We start from the raw sequence: 19,510 nt of genomic DNA, 5'->3' as shown, positions 1-19,510 counted from the left end.
TTCCACGTAACAGAAGCCAGCAGAATCCACCAATACCAAACGGCGAATACCAAAAGTGAACGCGCTTGGGCTCGCCTGTAGGTCAGTCATCCAGAATCATCTCCTGTTCCATAAATTTACCCGTGCTACGAAATGCCCGGGACAAGCCAATAAACCCCAGATCTTCAGCCAGAGAAACCGCTTTTGTAAACCGTTCCGTGGTATTGATGTTAACTTATTACCGGCAAACTACTCAGCAGCTTGAAAACTCGAGCCAGCGGCCAAATACCATTACCATAGCGCCAAAATACTCATCGAGGCTGATTATGTCCCTGAAATACCGAATTGTGCCGGTAACGCCTTTTGAACAAAACTGCACGTTGATCTGGTGTGAAGACACCATGAAAGCCGCCGTCGTGGACCCCGGTGGAGATCTTGATCGCATACAGGCCGCCATTGAAACCGAAGGGGTAACCGTTGAGAAAATTCTACTGACTCACGCCCACATCGACCACGCTGGTGGCACAGCCGAGTTAGCCAAGGCCACAGGTGCTCCCATTGAAGGACCTCATAAAGAAGATAATTTCTGGATTCAAGGGCTTCCCATGCAGGCCCAGATGTTCGGGTTTCCAACGCCGGAGCTCTTCATACCTGACCGCTGGCTGGAAGATGGCGACACAGTCACCATAGGTACCCAAACATTAGAAGTGCTGCATTGCCCTGGCCACACGCCAGGCCACGTGGTGTTTTTTCACAAGGAATCCGAACTGGCTTTAGTGGGTGATGTGCTGTTTAACGGTTCCATAGGCCGCACCGACTTCCCGAAGGGCGATCACGGCACGCTGATTCGTTCTATTCGGGAAAAGTTGTTCCCTCTGGGAGACGACGTCACCTTCATTTCCGGGCATGGCCCCATGTCCACATTCGGACATGAGAAGGCCACGAACCCATTTGTATCTGATCACCGGGGTTAGAAACTCCGGTCTGATGAGCGCTACGACAACCGGAACTGCTCTACAGTTTTGCGTAAGGTTTCAGCCATCGCCAGCAAATCTCCGGCAATGCGGGCAGTTTCCTGTGCGTCGCTGGAGGTTTGTTCGGCTGAACGGCTGATTTCGATCACGTTCTGATTAATAGACTCAGACACGTAGCTCTGTTCATTGGCTGCGTTTTCCATTTGTTCATTCAGGCCGGTAATTTCGCGCACAGCGGTGGCAATGGTCTGCAACTCACTTTCCACGGTCAGGATAGCCTCAACCTGATGCTGAGCCATTTCCGAGGCGTGACGCATAGTACCCACGCAATCCACTACTTCCTGTTTGAGCCCATTAATGGTTTTTCGAATATCTTCGGTAGCAACCTGAGTGCGGGAGGCCAGCGCACGAACCTCATCGGCAACCACCGAGAAGCCCCGCCCCTGCTCACCAGCCCGGGCAGCTTCAATAGCAGCGTTCAGGGCCAGAAGGTTAGTCTGATCCGCAATCTCAGAAATCAACTCCAGCCGAGAGTCCATTTCGGTGGTGCGCTGATCCAGCTGCTCGATACGGTGAGCACCGTTCTGAACTTCAGAATTGAGCAATTCAATGCCCTGTACGGCATCGCGCGCCAGTTGCTCACCGGCTTCAGCAGCACGGGTAGTATCGGCAGACTGCCGTGCCGTAGTCACCGCATTCTCCCGAACCTGAACCGCAGAGGCTGCCATTTCAGTGGTCGCACTGGCCACCTGATCGGTATTGTCTTTCTGGGCCAGCACTTCACGCTCAGTGGTTTCTGATTTTCCCGAAATAGATCTGGCTGCCGACTCAACCTGCGCAGCGTTTTCCATCACCGTATGCATGCTTTCGCGAATTTTTGACATCATGCGATTGAACGCCCTGGATACCGAACCAATTTCGTCATTCCTGATCACTTCCAGCTCAACGGACAAATCAGAATTCCGTGAAATCTGATCCATGCTGTCATGCAGACGTCGCAGGCGGGCAAACACCAATCGCCCCAAGACCACTGTCGTCAGAATGAAGATCGCAACGAAAATAAGAATCTGAATACCACCACTGACAATCAGTTGTTCCTGAAGCTTGGCATCACTTTTAGCGAGAGAGTAATCAATGCGGATGGCTCCCAGCACGTCCCCTTCCTGACTTTGATGGCAGCTATGGCAATTCACACCCTGATAGTCTGCGCGGGCGATAACGGGTTCAATCAACGTATAGATGCGGCCCTGATCATTGCTGGAGTAATGCTCAATGCGCTCGCCTGCCAGCGCCTTCATATCCAGAGTTTCCTGACTCTGTTCCTCAGAGCGGCCAGCACCAAACATAGCGTTCAACTGGTCACTCCGAATAACCCGAATGTCCAGCACTTCTTCCGGAGCCATCACCTTCTCACGGAGCATATCGCGGTTACTAATGGTGCCAGTGACCATCATCGTGTTCAGGCCGTCAAAAAAAGACTTCGCCAATCCATCAACGTACTTATGGCTGTACTCTTCCAGGTGAGCTCTCTGGGAGTGAGCGCTGTAAACCACAGTGAAAACCAAGATCACCGAGAACGCTGCAGCCAGAGCTGCCAGCAAAAGAAAACGGATTGAATATTGTTTTTTTATCATGGTACCCCAGCGATGACGATCAACAGGACAGCTAATAAGATATGACGGCGGACTGACGGATAACTTTATAGATATTGTTCAACTTTTTTATGACCCAAGTCAGCAGACCCACAACTCAGACAACACCTTGCAAAGTTTTACATTTGGCTCCGTCAAGAACACGAAAAACTGGCCCGGAAACTGCTTAATCTTCAATAAGCTCACTTAGCAACAGAATTCCGGCAGACTTTTACCGCTCAGGAGGAAATACACCATGTCTTTGCTGACATCTCTGATTCAAGCCAGCACTCGCTTTCAGCAAGCCATGGACAGCCGTCAGGCGTCAACCGACAAGCCTGAGAGCGAGGTGCTTACCGAATCAAGGAAGCCTGAAGCTACAGGCAACCCGGGCGGCGATCGTTTCACTCCTTCAGAACAGCCAACACAAAACCCTGCCGACCTAAAAGCCCGAAAGCTACCCCTGAACCAATATAAACAAACTGTGGCGCAGGATTTATCGTTTATCCGGGACACCTTGCGGCACAAGCTTGCCGAATACAATCTACACCCTGCCACCGCGTTGAACGTCAGCAAAGGCGAAACAGGGGAAACGATTGTTGAAGGTAAGGTGCCAGATGACGTTCGGGACAAGATCGAACAAGACTTGAACAACAACCGTAACTTTACCGAAGCATTCAGTCGCCTGAGCGTCAGTGAACCCACGCTGCACTTTATGGATAACGCCCTGAAGCTGAACCAGGCTTACGGAGTCAGCAACTCTCTGCTGAATTCACTGGTGAGCGAAAATCAGCAATTCAATGGATTGCAGGATGTGATTCACCGGTACGATAGCCTTCGCCGTAACAGTCATTCTGAACAGGTGGCCGGAATCGCCCCCCAACGTTATGCCTTCAGTTTGAATACCCGGGCCTGATCAGGCCCGGGTATTCAGAACAACCGAAGGCACTCAGGCCTGAAACGGCGCCGGGTCACCCTTACCCACGCGAGTGACTTCCGGAGCATCCCCCGTAAAGTTCACAACGGTCGTGGCTTCAATGCCGCAGAAGCCACCATCAATAATCAGATCCAGATCCCTTTCCAACAGATCACGAATTTCATAAGGGTCGGTCATGGGTTCTGTCTCATCCGGCAAAATCAGTGTGCTACTCATAATCGGCTCACCCAGTTCACCTAACAACTCACTGACAATGACATTATCTGGTACCCGCACACCGATCGTGCGTCGTTTCGGGTGCAGCAAACGACGGGGAACTTCACTGGTAGCATGAAGAATGAAGGTGTAGGCACCAGGCGTGAAGGTTTTCAGCAATCGATACTGAGTGTTATCGACTTTTGCATACACTCCGATATCCGAAAGATCACGACACACCAGAGTGAAATTATGCTTGTCGTCCAGCTTACGAATGCGTTTGATTCTGTCAGTAGCTTGCTTATCACCTAAGTGACACCCCAATGCATAACCGGAATCCGTTGGGTACACAATCACCCCACCATTACGGATGATATCCACTGCTTGCTTAATCAAACGTTTTTGCGGATTTTCAGGATGAATTTGAAAAAACTGGCTCATGAGCAGGCTCCCTGTTTCAATTTAGCGGCCATAACGTCATCTCCTTTTGAACCTCCCATACAATTCGGCGAACCCGGCGCTGCCTGCCCGGATTCTGCCCATTCCTCCGGCGTATACAGATGCAATGCCAAGGCATGTACCGGGCCAGCCAGCTCGTCGGCCAGAACTTTGTAAATCATCTGGTGCCGCTTCACCTTCATCACACCGTCGAACACACCGGAAACCAGAGTAACCTTAAAGTGGGTTTCTGAATTCGGAGGTACTGCGTGCATGTGACTTTCATTTTCCACTCGAAGCATCTCAGCTTCGAAAGCACTCTTCAGTTTAGACTCAACTGTATTCTGGACATTCATGCTCACAAACTCTCCCATCCATTTAACACCTAGTCTACTACACAATTCTGCCCGGCCCCGAGCCTTGACACCAAAGAACGAAAGAGCCACATTCCTGAGCCGGTTTCAGAACCTCAAGTACCATGCATCTTTATATAGCTGAAAAACCCAGCCTGGCACGAGCCATCGCAGCCGCCCTTCCCAGCCCCCATCAGAAAGGCCAGGGCTGGATTCGCTGTGGCGAAGGGAAAAAGGCCGTAACGGTCAGCTGGTGTATCGGCCATCTTCTTGAACCTGCCGAACCCGCACACTACAACCCTGCCTGGAAACGGTGGCGTCAGGAAGACCTGCCCCTGTTCCCTCTGCAATGGCAGCTTGTGCCTAAAGACAGCGTTAAGCAGCAATTCAAGATCCTTGAATCCCTGATTCGACAAGCCGACCTGATAACCCACGCCGGCGACCCGGACCGTGAAGGCCAGCTGCTGGTAGATGAAGTTATCCGGTTTGTTGGCTCTCAGGCGCCCGTTGAACGTATTCTGATAAACGATCTGACGCCCAACGCTGTGGCTCGCGCCATCGCCGCCCCCAAGGAAAACAAAGAGTTCAGAAGGCTCTCTCATTCTGCTCTCGCCCGACAAAGGGCCGACTGGCTTTACGGCATTAATCTCACACGCTTCTACACATTGACTTACCAACAACAGGGTGAACAAGGCGTTTACTCTGTCGGCCGTGTACAAACACCGGTTCTTGGTCTGGTAGCAGAGCGGGACAATGCCATCGAAAATTTCCAACCCAAACCCTGGTTTCGTATTGAAGGGCAGTTTCAGGCAACAGAAGAACAATCCGATCAACGCCCCTTTACCGCCCGCTGGTTGCCAGATGACCAGTTTCAGGATCACCTGGACGAAGAAGGCCGCTTGCTCAGCCGCGAGATAGCTGAACAAATCACATCCACCATAAACGGCCGGCCCGGGCGAATCATTGAATCCCGATTTCGAGACAGACCCGAACCACCGCCACTACCACTATCACTTTCAGCGTTGCAAATCGAAGCCGGTCGACTATTTCGCATGGGGGCCAAAGATGTCCTGGATACTGCCCAGAACCTATACGAGCGACATCAGTTAATTACCTACCCACGCTCTGACTCCCGCTACTTACCAGAAGAACACTACAGCCAACGGGAACAAGTTATCCGAGCCGTTAGCCGGGCAGCTCCGGAGTTAAACAGTTTTACAGAACAGCTGGATACTGATCGCCGCTCTGCGGCCTGGAACAACAAAAACGTTGAGGCCCACCACGCCATCATTCCAACCGTACGCCCCTCAGCGAACGGCAAACTGACAGCTGCAGAAGAGAAAGTCTACGGGTTGATCAGCCGTTACTATCTCATGCAGTTCTGCCAGGACGCAGTACACCGGGAGGGCAAGCTCACCGTCCAGGTGCAGGAACACAAGTTCCGCGCTACAGAAACAGCGCTACTGAGTCCGGGCTGGAAAATTCTGGAGCTAAAGCTTAAGGAAAAAAACAGCGAGCCACAAAAACCGCCGTTGCCCCGGTTAGAGTGCAACGAACCAGCAATCTGTACTCAAGCTGATATAAAAGAGCGGAAAACTCAGCCGCCCCAGCACTTCACCGATGCCAGTCTGCTTTCAGCCATGACTAACATCGCACGCTTTGTGGCCGATGCAGAGCTTCGCAAGACCCTCAGGGACACGGATGGCCTGGGCACGGAAGCAACCCGGGCAGCGATCATCGATACGCTGTTCCGCAGAGATTACCTATTCCGTGAAAAACGCTTTATTCGCGCCACAGACAAAGGCAAAGCTCTGATTGCTGCGTTGCCCGACTCGGTTCGAACACCCGACCGGACCGCAGTTTGGGAAGCCACTCTCGAAGGCATACGCCGGGGCGAAGACGACCCGAAGGTATTCCTGGAAACCCTGAAAGACGAAATCCGAGGATTTATCAACCGGGTAGAAGCACCGCAAACGCTGCAAGAGAACCAGCAGAATATTCACTGCCCCAAATGTCGAACCCCAATGGTGCAAAGGGAGGGCAGGTTCGGACCGTTCTATGCTTGCACCCGTTACCCGAAATGCACAGGCACACGCCCCCTGGAAGACAATCAGCCCAAGGATGGTACCAGCCAAAAACCGGTGCCCTGCCCCTTTTGTTATTCTCCTCTGGTTCGCCGCAAAAGCAAGAAAGGCTGGTTCTGGGGCTGCAGTAATTTTCCTTCCTGCCGACAAACAGTCGATGACGATAACGGCAAACCGGTTCTAAAGGTTCGCTGATTACGGAATACTACATAACAACACTGAACCCATGCGCAATTTCTGGGATAATTGAGAGTCGGTGCAGAGTAGACCAATTCTACTCTGCACACAGGCAACCTTAACCAGTCAGCAAGATAGAGGGCCAAGTTTAATGCGCATTGCTCTGCTGGAAGACGAACTCGAACAAGCGCAAAACATCCAGTCCATCCTGCATGATAAAGAGCACGAGTGTGACAGTTTCGCCACCGGCCAATCATTTTTGAGCGCTGTGCTACACCGTAGCTATGATCTTATTATTCTCGACTGGCAAATTCCCGACATGACGGGTATCGAAGTGCTGGAAAATGTCCGGGCCCACCTTGACTGGCCAATACCAGCGATATTCCTGACTCAACGCGATAGTGAAAGCGACATTGTGTGCGCACTGGATGCCGGTGCAGATGACTTCATCGCCAAACCAGCTCGTGCAGCAGAACTGGTTGCCCGTATCAATGCACTGGCCCGTCGCAGCAATCCGGAAAACGACAAAGAACTACTGACCTTCGGTCCGTTTGAAGTCAACATGAACCAGCACAGCATTCAACTACACGGTGAGGCCCTGGCCCTCACCGACAAAGACTTCGATCTGACCCTGTTTTTATTCCAGAACCAAGGGCGCTTGCTAACACGGGAAGTGCTGCTTGAGCGGGTATGGGGCCTGGCTCGAAACATCAATACCCGCACGGTTGATACACATATAAGCCGCCTTCGCCGGAGACTGGGACTCAATCCGGAAAACGGCTTCCGCATTAAAACCATTTATCAGCGCGGTTATCGCCTGGAAACAGTCAAAGCCACGGAAACCGGCAAACCTGTGAGCGACCGAAACACCAATGCTTAACCTGACCCATAACGCTATCCATATAACCCTGGCCGCTCTATTGGCCATGGTGATAGCCCTTATACCCGGCATATCCATGGCGGAACTCTCCATTGCCAGGGGATCGGCGCCCGCTGCCAGTCAGCCTACAGAAACAGCGCCGGAGTGGGTTTATACAGTACAGCACCATGACACCCTGGCCAGTATTTCCACGTCACTGCTGCGAAATCCGGCTAACGGCCAACGCCTTCTGGCACATAATGGCCTGCCCAGAAACTCCACACTTCAAGCTGGTGATGCCCTGCGTATCCCGGTATTCTGGCTAAAACGTCAACCAGAACCCGCCCGGGTAACCACTGTCAGCGGGAATGTTCAACACATCTCTGGTTCTGATGGCAGAAAAACGCCGCTGACTGAACAGTCGCTGGTTCGGGTAGGCGATGAGATATTGTCGGGTGCAGGCTCAGCCACCCTGGTACTCGCCGATGGCTCAGAACTGAGAATCGCCCCCAACACTCGATTGATGTTTAACCGCCTGACTCAATACGGCAAAACGGGCATGGTAGACACTCGTCTTCGACTGCAAAAAGGTGAAGTACACTCCCGGGTAAAACCAGTCAGGGGAGGCGGCGCCCGCTTTGAGATAACAACACCCTCAGCTGTAGCCGCTGTACGCGGCACCGTATTCTCCATGCAAGCCAGCGCTTTCGGCAGCAGTATTCAGGTAAAACAGGGTGCTGTTGATTTCGGCAAGCCAGGCCAAACCCAGAGAATTCCTGTCGGGTATGGCGCCAGCGTTGGAACCTCGGGGGCTGGCAATATCAATATTCGACAACTCCCCCCCGCACCCAGTCTTCATCCAATCGGCCCCATACTTCACCAGCTACCGGCCGCGCTAACCTGGCAACAAACCGGTACACAAACATACCGGGTTGATATTTTTGAAAAAGAGTCAGGAAGCTGGATACAAAGCCGAGAAATTTCTGGTAACCAATTTCCAATCAACCAACTGGATAACGGCCAATACGAAATTCATCTCGCAGCTCTTGATCAACGTGGAATCGCTGGCCTTCCAGCCATTGCATCCGTGGACGTTGAGCTACTGGCCAGTCCTCCCACCCTCATAACTCCCACTAACGGCGAAAGCGTTAATGATGACATGCCAGAATTCCACTGGCAGCTTAACGGCTCCAACGAGCTCGCCCGGGTGGAAGTCGCCGAGAACGAGAATTTCCAGAAATTGATCACCACCAGTGAGTGGGCTCCGGAAAACAGCGCCTTACCGTCACGCTCACTGAGCCCCGGCAGATATTTCTGGCGCGTGGTTACTGAAGCCGGAGGCAAGTCCATTGCCGCCTCTGAGGTCCGCGAACTGATCGTAAATGGCACTTTAACCCCCGTGCGAATCATCAACGTGAACTATCTGGACAGCCAGGTACGCGTATTCTGGGAGCGCGCAGATACAACCGAGAAATACCGTTTACAGCTTTCTGAAGAACCCAGCTTCAACAACATAATCAAAGAAGCCGATATTGCCGACACTGCCGCTTCCTTGCGTTTGATTCCCGGAAAAAGGTATTTTGTGCGCGTCAAAGCACTCTCTGACGGCCCTCTGGCCAGTCGGTGGGGGCCAGGACGAGAACTGTACCTCGAATAAAACGCCACAAAACAACTGATGATTGCAAGGCCCATGACTACGGATTGGCTTACAATAAAAAAAACACCGTGGACTCTTGGCCTCCTGTTTCTAGGCATTCTCATTTTATTTCAGGCTACGGGCCTGCCAGACCGGCTTAACCATTGGCTGTACGATCAGGCTGTAGCCACTTGGCCAGCTCCTATCAGCAACAACGTAGCGCTTGTCGCGATAGATGAATACAGCCTGGGACAACTGGGGCGCTGGCCCTGGCCCAGAGGTCTTCATGGCGAACTCATCGACCGACTGCGTGAATCCGGTGCGGAAACTATCGTGCTCGACATTTTGCTCCCAGAGCAAAGTGATGAAGACAACCAGCTAGCTGCGGCAATGCACCGCCACGGCCAAGTGGTCCTTCCCGTCCATTTAACGGCCAGTAATCAGAAACAGCTTATCTACGAGCAATTGCCAACTCCCGTGTTAACAGAAGCTGCCAGCGCACTTGGTCATGCTCATGTTGAACTGGATAACGACGGCCTTGTTCGTGGAATTTACTTACAGAACGGCACGATTGAGCGCCTATGGCCTAGTTTGTCTCTGGCGCATCAAAGCGCAGCACAACCCAACCCCCGGCAAGGCTTGTCCGCCCGCCTCAACATTCGTAAGGATTATCGGCGAGTCCCCCTTGCGGGTATCTCAGGCACCTTGCCAAGCGTTTCCTACTCCAAAGTTCTTGAAGGCACGTATCCTGCCGGTTTTTTTGCAGGAAAAACCGTCTTCGTCGGAGCAACGGCCGCAGGTCTCGGTGACATTCTGCCCACGCCCGTCTCCGGGCGCGGACTCCCCATGCCTGGCGTTGAATTTCATGCGAACATCTATTCCGCTCACCTCCAGGGACTTCTCATTACCGAAGCACCAACCTGGGCTGGCCTGGCCCTCAGTCTGTTCGTGCTCGTGATTTTAGCCTTGTTGCTACCCCGGCTATTGCCCATCAGCACCGTCGCAACCTGCATAGCTCTATTTGCGGCACTCATGACTGGCTACTTATTTTTCCTGTTGATACTTCATATAAACCTGCCGGTTGCCCATGCACTCATGCTGCCATTAGCGGCCATGCCAATTTCCAGCGGCCTCCAGCTCACCATGACCAACCGCTTTCTCAATCGACAGCTGGATGACATGGCTAGTGCACCAAAACTGTCACTCCCTCATCCAGCCAAACGACAACCAGCACAACTCCTGGCTCACTTTCGGGCGCTTCTTCAGCCCGAAGGCTGGCTGCTGTCCGAAAACGGCGAATTATTGGAAGCTCAGGGAATGACTCTCTCGCAAACCCCGCACCTATCAGAAACCGGCCACTGGGTTCATCAACTAAACCACAGCTGGATACGGCTTGAGCGAGGTAGCTCTATCTATGTACTTGGTCTGGAGCTGAACAACGACCTTAGCCGAGAAGTCACACAGCACTACCTGCATCAGCTAAAACTGGAGCCTGACAGCCAGCACCAACCGGGGCATCACTCCCACAGAAATCTCTCTCCCCGCATTGAAAAAGTTAAGCTTGCAAACGAGCGGTTATACCAGATGCAGGCCTTCATTCAACGCAGTTTTCAGCATATGCCGGATGGCATCATCGTGACAGACGAACTTGCTGTTATCCGATTCGCCAACCGGCACATTGAAGACTGGTTTCGCGAGCCCATGCCAAGCCTGAGCGGCATGCCGCTCACCAGCTTGCTGGAAGGCCACGATCCGAGAGACAACCCGCCCTGGCACGAAACTGTGTCTGAAACACTGACGCTCAAAGAAAGTCGTACCGTAGATCTGAAGGTGCACGGCAAGGATTTCCTCATTCACTTCGCGCCCTTTACCCTACCCGGCGATGGACAGCTTGGCATTATCGCCAATATCTCAGATATATCTGAATTGCGGGAACAGCAGCGTCAGCATAGAGAAGCGGTCGACTTCATATCCCACGATGTGCGCTCACCCTTGGTATCCCAGCTCGCTCTGATTGAACAACTTAAGCGGGATCCATCGAGTATTGACGACCGCCAGCTGGAACAGCTGGGAAAACTGGCGAGACGCAGTTACAACCTGGCAGAAGAATTTGTGCATCTGGCTCGCGCAGAACAGCTTTCAGAAACCCGTTTCTACGAATGTGAATTACTGGCAATTGTCGAAAATGCCCGGGATAGCGTATGCGAGCAGGCACAGGAGAAACAAATCCTGCTGCAATTAAACGACACGGAAGATCTGTGGCTGAGGGGGAATGCCGAACTACTGGAACGGGCAGTTATTAACTTGCTGACCAACGCCATACAATACAGCTCACCTGGCACCACGATCAACATTCAGGTATACCGTGCCGGGCACCTGGCAGGCCTGACGATAGCCGACGAAGGGGCTGGTATAGATGAAACCGAGCTTCCGTATCTGTTTGACCGGTACCACCGCCAACGGAGCAGTGAGCTTGCGGGTCATCGCGGTACGGGACTAGGGTTGGCATTCGTGAAAACGGTTGTGAAAAAACACAAAGGAAAGATATACGTAGATTCAAAGCTGGGAGTAGGCACTACCTTTACTCTGAAACTTCCGATTGCCGACCCTATGAATGAATAAGCGCGCCACTTATCACACCAGACATCAGGACTGAATGTGCTTGCTCACCGGCTCTGACGGCTCACTGACAAGCCCCTGCGTATCCTGCACCTGAATAGTGAAGAACCAAGTACCTGGATCTAAGTCTTTCACGGTATAAGACATTTCAGGGTATTCAGCCGCGTCTTCCAATACCACTTCCTGATTGAGGTCATCGACATTCTGGCCGTAGCGGATCACATACTTGTCCAGCTCACCCATGTCGATACCATCACCATTCACCCGAGTCGCTGGAGCTGACCAGCTCAGCACAGCTGAACGCGGTGTCTCGGCAGTAGCCGCTGACTCTGTTTTGGGTGTTGCACCAACCGTTGTGGTCTTGCCAGATGCGGAGGCTGAAGTTGAGGGACCAGCGTCATCAGAACCACCACCGCCACCACAACCGGTAAGCAACATCCCCAAAGCAAACGCGGCAATCCATGCCTTTGACATTTTAATGACGCGCTTTTTCATAGTTTCGCACCAGCTTTCCGTCGATTTTGTAAAATTCTATAAAATCGAGAGAACAACTAATACGATCAACGTCATTCTTTTTGTTGTTAAATTGTCAACTTTTTGTCGCTTTGAGTATTGAGAGCCCCTGAAACCTCAATACAGCTTCACACCTGGAGCCAGGGTTTCCGGCATCAACAAGCTATCTGCCTCCATCCCAGCGACCGGGTATGAACAATAATCCGCGGCGTACCAGGCGCTGGCCCGGTGGTTACCGCTCGCACCCACACCACCAAACGGTGCAGCACTTGAAGCACCTGTGAGCTGTTTGTTCCAGTTCACAATACCCGCCCGGATTCTTCGATAGAAATAATCGAAGCGTTCTTCACTGTCACTAAACAGACCGGCAGACAGCCCGAACCGGGTATCGTTAGCGCGCCGGAGGGCATCATCGAAATCACGATAGCGAACGACTTGAAGAAGTGGGCCAAAAATCTCCTCATCCGCTACTGAAGCAATCGGAGTTACATCAATCAGCCCCGGTGAAATCAGACCGGTTCCGGGCCTGAGTTTCTTACTGCGAACCAGAGAAACGCCACCTTGCTTCAGTAGCTGCTCCTGAGTCGCCAGAATGCCCTCTGCCGCCGATTCCGAAATGACACTACCCATGAATGGGGCTGGCTCATCAAAGGCGCCACCCACCTGTATGGCGCTTACAGCCATGACCAGCGCTTCAAGAAAGCTGTTCCCCCAATCCCCCTCTGGCACCAGTAAGCGCCTGGCACAGGTGCAGCGCTGCCCGGAGGTAATGTAAGCGGATTGGATGGTTTCATAAACAGCAGCCTGGATATCAGCAGGCTTATCCACAATCAACGGGTTATTACCACCCATTTCCAGCGCAAGAATTTTGCTCGGATTGCCTGAAAACTGCTTATGCAGGAGATGCCCTGTTGCGGAACTTCCAGTAAAGAACAAACCATCAATACCGTTATGGTTGGCCAGCGCTATTCCGGTATCCTTTTCGCCCTGCACCAGATTCAGAACACCTGATGGCAAGCCTGCTTCCAGCCACAATGCCACCATTTTTCCGGCCACGGCGGGGGTGAGTTCACTCGGTTTAAAGACGACACAATTACCCGCAATTAACGACGGAACTATATGGCCATTGGGAAGATGGCCGGGGAAATTATAGGGGCCAAATACCGCCACTACGCCATGAGGTTTATGGCGTAATACAGCACGAGCACCGCCGACGTCTTTGCTACGCTGGCCAGTTCGTTCCTGATAAGCCTGTACAGAGATCTCGACCTTGCCGATCATGGCGCCAACCTCAGTTCGGGCCTCCCACAGCGGCTTACCGGTTTCTGTGGCGATGGCGGTAGCGAACGCCTCTTTCTGCTGCCCCAAAAGCTCAGCGAATTTACGAGCTACCAATACCCGCTGATCAAACCCGGCATCCGCCCAGTGAATACTTGCAGACCGGGCAGCGTTTACCGCCCGATCGACCTGCTGTTTATCCGCTGCCTTCCCTTGCCAGAATACCTCGCCGGTTGCCGGATTAAGGGATGAAAACGCCTCCCCTTTTCCGTCAAACCATTCACCATTGATCAAGACAGAAAGAGTCATCGGCTTCTCCTATTCCTTAAGTTTCCTTAAGTGCCTGAATATCCACTGGTGGCACACCAAGATCCAGCCACTTTTCAGGGTGGCAGGTAAACAGCAGTATTTGATGCCGGCTAGAGGCGTCAAACAGAATGCGTTTCATATTTTCCAGGCGATCATGGTCACTATGCACCAGAGTATCATCCAGTATGACCAATGTCGGCCGTCCCGCCTCGCGCAGCAAATCCGCATAAGCCAAGCGGCTGATCAGTCCCATTTGCTCCCGAGCCCCAAAGCTCAGCTCAGTCATCTGCCCTAACTCGGTTCCACGAGTGAAGGTTCCAGGCCGGAGCTGTTCATCCACTTCAAGGGTTGCCTGAGGAAACAACACTGAAAGGTAGTGATTGAGGTGCTTTTGCAGCGGTGCCTGCAAACGACGAGTCAGCGCCTGCCTTTTCTCTGTCAGCAACGTCAGCAACAAGTCCAAAGCCTGGGCTCGGCGGCGCAACTCCTGATAACGCCGTTCACAACGCTCAAGCTCTGCGGTTTTCTCATTAAGCTGTTCATCCAACCCTTCAGCACCCCAGGCTTCCAGTCTGACTTTTATATCCCGGAGTTCACGGCCGCGGAATTCCTGAGTTTGGCGCAAATTATTGACAGTATTCTGGTAACGCTCGATATCCTGCTGCAGAAGATCCGGGCGAGCCTCGCTAATTTCCACAGCACGGCGTTCCATGCTGGCGCTAATGGTTGCTGCCTGCAGCTCAATCTTCGCTAAATCGTCCGCAAGCTGCCTGAGTTGCTGCTTGCGCTCCGGGCTTCGCTCTTCATTTGCAAGGCGTTGCCACTCAGCTTTGGCAGTATCCCGGGCTTGCCTGCAGGTTCGCACGCTTTCCTGATGTTTTAACTCCTCCGACTCTGCCGCGTCCAGATTTGTACCCGCCCGTGTAAACGCTGCCTCGGCCTCAGTTATATCCGGAATGTCTTGTTTCTGTTCCGGCTCGGGGGCATCCGCTAACTGTGTTTTAGCATTCTGCAGTTCACTTTCAGCTTCCCGCTGTTCCGACTGCAAATGTTCGATTCCCGCCGGGGCAACAGATTTCAGCAACTCCTCAGTATGCAACTGAGTTCTCTCTGCCAACTCAAATGCCGACAGCCGACGTTCTGCCTGCGTGACCGAATCCACACCCAGTGCCTGGCGCAACTCATTAACATTTTGCTGAAGCGTACTGAGTTTTCTGCGTGTACTGGCCAACGCCTCACCACCAGGAGTAATGTCCAGGCTTCCCACCCCCGGAATAACAAGACGAGACTCTTCAAGCAGTTGTTTCTCACCCTGCCCTGCAAGGGGTTCGTTATTTAAGTTCAGAGAGGCCCCCGGCTCCAATTGCCAACTTAATCGAGTAGCAATGGTGCTGGAGCGGATAGTTTCTTCATTAAGCTGATGTTCAAGGGCTTTCAGGCGTTTAACAGCATCGGAATCAATGCGGTTTTCTCGCGCTTGCCGCCTTGCCAGTTCTAGCTGCTGCTGGTATTCCCGGGCTTTACTCAGGTTCTGGGCCAGAGTTTTTCGTTGTTGCTCAAGACGTTTTATGTCCTGTTCCAGTCTGCCTCGTACTTCCAGTAATCGGGCGAGCTTTACCTGTTTTTTTGCAGCTTCATAAGCTGACCGGGCATCCTGTAACCGGTTCGCAAAAACAGGTGTTTGCGCTTCTGTCGATTGCAATTCACGGTCGGCTTTTTCCAGCTCAGCCTTTCGGCCAGCAAGCTGCCGACTCAGGTTTTCCTGATGCTGTCTGTTTTGTTCAAGCAAGCGGCGGTTCTGCTCAAGCTGAGCAAGTGTGTTTTTTTCCTGATGTTGCTGTTGTTCCAGGAGCTCTACTTGCCGGTAACGACTCTGTGTCTCTTCGAGTTGTTTCTGAGCATCATCCCAAGGGCGCTCCGCTTCAGCACGGTCAAATTCGAGCGTCAGTTTTCCAAGCCGGTCGACCTGCTCCTGATATTTGAGAATGCGCGCTTTTAGCACCTCAATATCCTGCTGATGAACCGCTTGATCCTTTTCTAGTTGCAGGTAATCGCCCCGAGGTTTACCGGTTCCGGTTAACAAGGCATCCCGCTGGGTTCGCACCGCATCAATCACCTCATCTCCACCCGAACTGGCCACTTCACCAACCAGCGAATTCAAGGCTGACTTCAGGTGATCCCCGGCGTGTTCCACTGATTGTTCCAGGTCTTGCCCCGTGCCCTGTTCTACCCAAAGCAACCCGGGAATACCCCAATGTTCAGCTTTACTGACACCTCGTTTCGGATACTGATAACCAAGCAATTCTGCCAGTTTTTCTTCGGCATCGTCTTCACTGTAGCTGCACGTGCCAATAACCAGATCGCAACGCTTCCGTTGCAGAAAACTTTTGGTCAGGCGCCAGATCTCTCCTTGGTGCTCAAAATCCAGCTCAACGGTTGGCGCGGCAGCGGAGTCGCCCCAGGGGCGCAAGTCATCAACAGCCGTTGAGCGATAACGCTCAAAAAAAGCAGCACGAATGGCCCGAACAAGAGTGCTTTTACCGGATTCGTTGGGACCATGAATCAGATTCAGGCCGCCCTGAAGGTTTTCCAGAACAAACGGTTTTCGAAACTGACGCAGCTGCTCAACACGTAATTTCTGAAGCTTCATTGGCTGACCTCCTGACCCCTGCTTTTCAGCAGGCCCGCCAGTATTGCCAAGGCATCCCGGGCCCTTTCACTTTGTTCTCCCTGTTGCTGGTGCCGCAGTTCATCAATCACCTGACCCACGTAGCCGTCAGCCTGCAAACCGGCGATGTCATCTTCTGTAGGCTCAAGTTGAAGCCCACTCCTGTCGCATCGAATACTGCGGAACTTTGCTTCAGCTATCGAGAGAGCTTTCGTCAATTTCTCTTCTCCCGACAACGTGATGGCTCCATCCAGACGAAGGTCAACCACGGAGGACTCTGGCAGAGCATCCAGTCTTTCCAAAAGCTGCTCAAGGTCAAACTCTACCGCCAGAGTTTCACGCCACTGGTGCCACTGGTAGCGGCTGGTCTCCAGCCGGGTCACTTCTGGCTTTACTCCAGGACGAGATATGTTGACCACAAGCGCATTACCCGCATCGTTATTCCGGAAGCGTTCTGCCTCGTGGGTTCCACTGTACCAGGTGCGCTCGTTAACCTGCTTGGTGCCATGCCAATCACCCAGAGCCAGATAATCCAGCCTGCTGACTTCCGCTCTGTCCGGAGCAATAGGGTTGGTGGCATCAATATCTTCAGACAACAGCCCCTGAACGCTCCCGTGGGCGAGACCAACCCTGACCAGACCTTCCGGGGTTTCGTACTGATTGAATGGCTCAGTCAAATCACCATAGGTATGGCGTTGTGTGAGAGGCGCACAGAGAATAGCCAAGCCCTGAGCTTCCAGCAGGATAACCCCGGGCTCAAGTGCAAGGTGGACGTTTTCTGGCACAGCACCCAAGCGCCGGGCACGAGTCCAGACACTTTCCGCCAGCGCGGCATCGTGATTACCTGGGAGCATCACCCAAGGGCCGGTGAAACCTTTGGTCGCATTAAACACCCGGCGAATGGTGCGGTCAGACACCGTTTGTGCATCAAACACATCACCGGCCACCAACACTGCATCGCAACGATGTTCATTAGCCAACTTCGCAAGTGTTTCAATGCCTTCAAACCGGGCCTCTACCAGCGCAGCACCGTCTTCAGTATCAAACCGACTGTATGAACGCCCCATTTGCCAATCGGCCGTATGCAAAAACGTTGGCATGCCAAATTCCTTAAAAAAAGATCCGAAAATGCACGCGAGTTAAGCGCCTAACCCGGCGATCACGGCCTCACAAACCTGACCCTGATTCAGGTTTTCGCCTTTAATGGTGAGATCCGCATATTGTGTATACAACTCAAAGCGCTCGTCAAAAAGCTCTTTCAGAGACTGGCCCGGGTGCCGGGAAATACCACGCAGACTGTAATCACCAATTCGATCTACCACACTCTGCAGGGGAATATCGAGAAACACCACTGTGCCGTTATCCTTGAGATGCTTCATTGCTGCATCACTATAAACTGCGCTACCCCCTGTGCTGATAACCTGGGCATCTACATTCAAGCCCAACAGCACCTGCTCTTCGATGTTGCGTAGAGCAACGTAGCCATCTTTATCAACAATATCCTGTAGCGTGCGGCCGACTTCCTGCTGAATCAACAAATCAGTATCGACGAACCCCAGCCCCAGGCGTTTAGCGACCAAAACACCCACAGTACTCTTGCCGCTACCGGGCATACCAATAAAGACAATGTTCGCTACTCTGGAGACCATCACTCCCCCTTTCCTTCAGTTGCACAACCAGCGACTGCGGTACACAGAAAACCAATCGATAAATTAAACGAGGTTGCTGTCGAGTCTTGCACCACACCGATGAAAAAGCCACCCGCCATAATGATGTGTGTACTCAGGTAGGTAGAAATGAAGAAGGTGTCTGAGCCCAGACAACAAAAAAGGCAGATCAGTACAATACTGACCTGCCTTTTTAGGTGGTAGCTGACAACTGTTAGTCGCTATCTCCTTCCCAACGGCTGATTTTCTCACGATCAACATCCGTTGCCATCCCGGAATCAATCGCCTGCTGCTGAGGTGAAACCAAGCCTTGAGCCGTCAGGTCGCCAGTTCGACGGGCTTCCTGCTCTTGCCGGATGTAATCAAGACGTTGCTCTTTATCGGCCTGCTTCTCGTTCTGAATTTCCTCATCCCTACGACGGAACTGCTCTTCCAGGTCTCCCATCACACTATTCATAAAACCATCGCATGGGCTCATAGACAAAACGTAACGTGGCTGTTCCAGATTGTACTGACCTGATACGGCAAAAGTAGAGGTAACCGCGTCTGCAGCCAGAGCAAAGTATGTCGCGTCAAAGGTGAAAACATCCTGTTCACTGGATGCACTGTGGCGGTCTGCGCCCCGGTAGTGGGTAGCGCGCATCACGGTGCCTTCACAATGGAAATCAAACACCTTGGAGCGGAAGAAAATCTCGGCCCAGAACATATGACAGATTCTGTCCAGAGTTCGGCCAAATCCCATCATCAGAAGACCAGCAAGAAGCAACGCGGCAGTACCGCCAGCAGGAATAAATAACTGACTGATCACTTGCTCAACACCTGCTCGCTGAGAGATAAGCTGATCCCAGGTGTTCATATGCGACAACACACTGTCAGCTCCCTGCCAGAACAAGATAGCTCCGATCAGCATAAGTACCTGTGCCGTCACCGTGCCGGCAATCCGCGAATAACGCATCACTGCAGACTCCGGAACTTCCTCAACAACCGGCTGAATTTCAGTAATCAGATCACCATTAAACTGTTCGTTATCACGGTTTGCCTGCCCCGTGTCGTTAGTGTCCAGATACATACGGTTCGGCAATTCCTGCTCACGTCTCTGCATCAGAACCAGATCTCTGAGCGTAGTGAAGATTTGCCTTGGGTGCAGGTCAAAACGCCAGCTACTATTTTTCTCTGAGCTGCTGGTTTTGATC

The 19,510-nt window shown here is 52.5% G+C and carries 14 protein-coding genes and 1 pseudogene; 6 read left to right on the top strand and 9 right to left on the bottom strand.

All coding sequences use genetic code 11. The features are described 5' to 3' along the window. Nucleotides 1–305: 305 nt before the first annotated feature. Nucleotides 306–953 carry an MBL fold metallo-hydrolase gene (locus ABYA77_RS12740; RefSeq protein WP_372966346.1) on the top strand — a complete coding sequence of 216 codons (648 nt, stop codon included), beginning with the start codon at nucleotides 306–308 and terminating at the stop codon, nucleotides 951–953. Nucleotides 954–973: 20 nt separating this feature from the next. Here ABYA77_RS12740 and ABYA77_RS12735 read toward each other — a convergent pair whose 3' ends face one another. After that, nucleotides 974–2,584, bottom strand: coding sequence for a methyl-accepting chemotaxis protein (locus ABYA77_RS12735; RefSeq protein WP_372966349.1), 1,611 nt, complete (start codon nucleotides 2,582–2,584; stop codon nucleotides 974–976). A 256-nt stretch (nucleotides 2,585–2,840) separates the two neighbouring features. Here ABYA77_RS12735 and ABYA77_RS12730 point away from each other — a divergent pair, with 256 nt between their 5' ends. Beyond that, complete coding sequence (locus tag ABYA77_RS12730) at nucleotides 2,841–3,500, top strand: hypothetical protein (protein WP_372966345.1); 660 nt, start codon at nucleotides 2,841–2,843, stop codon at nucleotides 3,498–3,500. A 33-nt stretch (nucleotides 3,501–3,533) separates the two neighbouring features. On the opposite strand, the gene ABYA77_RS12725 is transcribed toward ABYA77_RS12730, so the two are convergent. Together ABYA77_RS12725 and ABYA77_RS12720 are read right to left on the bottom strand one after the other, a co-directional pair. After that, nucleotides 3,534–4,157, bottom strand: coding sequence for an L-threonylcarbamoyladenylate synthase (locus ABYA77_RS12725; RefSeq protein WP_372966344.1), 624 nt, complete (start codon nucleotides 4,155–4,157; stop codon nucleotides 3,534–3,536). Next, on the bottom strand, nucleotides 4,154–4,510 hold the full coding sequence (locus ABYA77_RS12720; protein ID WP_372966348.1) for a BolA family protein: 357 nt from the start codon (nucleotides 4,508–4,510) through the stop codon (nucleotides 4,154–4,156). Before ABYA77_RS12720 ends, ABYA77_RS12725 begins: the two co-directional genes overlap by 4 nt. Before the next feature lie 122 nt (nucleotides 4,511–4,632). On the opposite strand from ABYA77_RS12720, the gene ABYA77_RS12715 reads away from it, so the two are divergent. The 4 genes from ABYA77_RS12715 (at nucleotide 4,633) to ABYA77_RS12700 (ending at nucleotide 11,885) form a co-directional block, all read left to right on the top strand. Next, a complete protein-coding gene (locus ABYA77_RS12715) occupies nucleotides 4,633–6,786 on the top strand; it encodes a DNA topoisomerase 3 (RefSeq protein ID WP_372966343.1) in 2,154 nt (717 codons plus the stop codon). 133 nt (nucleotides 6,787–6,919) lie between these two features. Then, the gene (locus ABYA77_RS12710) at nucleotides 6,920–7,648 is read left to right on the top strand and encodes a response regulator transcription factor (protein ID WP_372966342.1); all 729 of its coding nucleotides are present in this window, start codon (nucleotides 6,920–6,922) and stop codon (nucleotides 7,646–7,648) included. Continuing rightward, nucleotides 7,641–9,284 carry a FecR domain-containing protein gene (locus ABYA77_RS12705; RefSeq protein WP_372966341.1) on the top strand — a complete coding sequence of 548 codons (1,644 nt, stop codon included), beginning with the start codon at nucleotides 7,641–7,643 and terminating at the stop codon, nucleotides 9,282–9,284. Before ABYA77_RS12710 ends, ABYA77_RS12705 begins: the two co-directional genes overlap by 8 nt. Nucleotides 9,285–9,317: 33 nt before the next feature. Beyond that, on the top strand, nucleotides 9,318–11,885 hold the full coding sequence (locus tag ABYA77_RS12700; protein WP_372966340.1) for a CHASE2 domain-containing protein: 2,568 nt from the start codon (nucleotides 9,318–9,320) through the stop codon (nucleotides 11,883–11,885). Between the two features lie 24 nt (nucleotides 11,886–11,909). Here ABYA77_RS12700 and ABYA77_RS12695 read toward each other — a convergent pair whose 3' ends face one another. From ABYA77_RS12695 to ABYA77_RS12670, 6 genes and pseudogenes are all read right to left on the bottom strand, one after another. Beyond that, nucleotides 11,910–12,377: a fibronectin type III domain-containing protein gene (locus ABYA77_RS12695; protein ID WP_372966339.1), complete on the bottom strand. Its 468-nt coding sequence runs from the start codon at nucleotides 12,375–12,377 to the stop codon at nucleotides 11,910–11,912. 135 nt (nucleotides 12,378–12,512) lie between these two features. Next, nucleotides 12,513–13,982: a succinylglutamate-semialdehyde dehydrogenase gene (astD, locus tag ABYA77_RS12690; RefSeq protein WP_372966338.1), complete on the bottom strand. Its 1,470-nt coding sequence runs from the start codon at nucleotides 13,980–13,982 to the stop codon at nucleotides 12,513–12,515. A gap of 16 nt (nucleotides 13,983–13,998) precedes the next feature. After that, entirely contained in the window at nucleotides 13,999–16,632 is a 2,634-nt protein-coding gene (locus ABYA77_RS12685) for an AAA family ATPase (RefSeq protein ID WP_372966337.1), read from the bottom strand. Further along, complete coding sequence (locus ABYA77_RS12680; RefSeq protein ID WP_372966336.1) at nucleotides 16,629–17,750, bottom strand: exonuclease SbcCD subunit D; 1,122 nt, start codon at nucleotides 17,748–17,750, stop codon at nucleotides 16,629–16,631. Before ABYA77_RS12680 ends, ABYA77_RS12685 begins: the two co-directional genes overlap by 4 nt. 39 nt (nucleotides 17,751–17,789) lie before the next feature. After that, nucleotides 17,790–18,299: a shikimate kinase gene (locus ABYA77_RS12675; protein WP_372966347.1), complete on the bottom strand. Its 510-nt coding sequence runs from the start codon at nucleotides 18,297–18,299 to the stop codon at nucleotides 17,790–17,792. Between the two features lie 232 nt (nucleotides 18,300–18,531). Continuing rightward, nucleotides 18,532–19,510 (bottom strand): annotated as a pseudogene (locus ABYA77_RS12670) (hypothetical protein); the annotation flags it as partial.

This window comes from Marinobacter sp., from assembly GCF_041595835.1.
GTDB lineage: Bacteria > Pseudomonadota > Gammaproteobacteria > Pseudomonadales > Oleiphilaceae > Marinobacter.
The sequence above is the reverse complement of the archived record's forward strand: the minus strand, read 5'-3'. Positions and strand labels throughout refer to the sequence as shown.

Excerpts from the sequence above, each read along its gene's own strand:
- ABYA77_RS12695 (WP_372966339.1), bottom strand. The coding sequence starts at position 12,377 with ATGAAAAAGCGCGTCATTAAAATGTCAAAGGCATGGATTGCCGCGTTT.
- ABYA77_RS12725 (WP_372966344.1), bottom strand. The coding sequence starts at position 4,157 with ATGAGCCAGTTTTTTCAAATTCATCCTGAAAATCCGCAAAAACGTTTG.
- ABYA77_RS12710 (WP_372966342.1), top strand. The coding sequence starts at position 6,920 with ATGCGCATTGCTCTGCTGGAAGACGAACTCGAACAAGCGCAAAACATC.
- ABYA77_RS12715 (WP_372966343.1), top strand. The coding sequence starts at position 4,633 with ATGCATCTTTATATAGCTGAAAAACCCAGCCTGGCACGAGCCATCGCA.
- ABYA77_RS12680 (WP_372966336.1), bottom strand. The coding sequence starts at position 17,750 with ATGCCAACGTTTTTGCATACGGCCGATTGGCAAATGGGGCGTTCATAC.
- ABYA77_RS12685 (WP_372966337.1), bottom strand. The coding sequence starts at position 16,632 with ATGAAGCTTCAGAAATTACGTGTTGAGCAGCTGCGTCAGTTTCGAAAA.
- ABYA77_RS12705 (WP_372966341.1), top strand. The coding sequence starts at position 7,641 with ATGCTTAACCTGACCCATAACGCTATCCATATAACCCTGGCCGCTCTA.
- ABYA77_RS12675 (WP_372966347.1), bottom strand. The coding sequence starts at position 18,299 with ATGGTCTCCAGAGTAGCGAACATTGTCTTTATTGGTATGCCCGGTAGC.
- ABYA77_RS12720 (WP_372966348.1), bottom strand. The coding sequence starts at position 4,510 with ATGAATGTCCAGAATACAGTTGAGTCTAAACTGAAGAGTGCTTTCGAA.
- ABYA77_RS12740 (WP_372966346.1), top strand. The coding sequence starts at position 306 with ATGTCCCTGAAATACCGAATTGTGCCGGTAACGCCTTTTGAACAAAAC.
- astD (WP_372966338.1), bottom strand. The coding sequence starts at position 13,982 with ATGACTCTTTCTGTCTTGATCAATGGTGAATGGTTTGACGGAAAAGGG.
- ABYA77_RS12730 (WP_372966345.1), top strand. The coding sequence starts at position 2,841 with ATGTCTTTGCTGACATCTCTGATTCAAGCCAGCACTCGCTTTCAGCAA.
- ABYA77_RS12700 (WP_372966340.1), top strand. The coding sequence starts at position 9,318 with ATGACTACGGATTGGCTTACAATAAAAAAAACACCGTGGACTCTTGGC.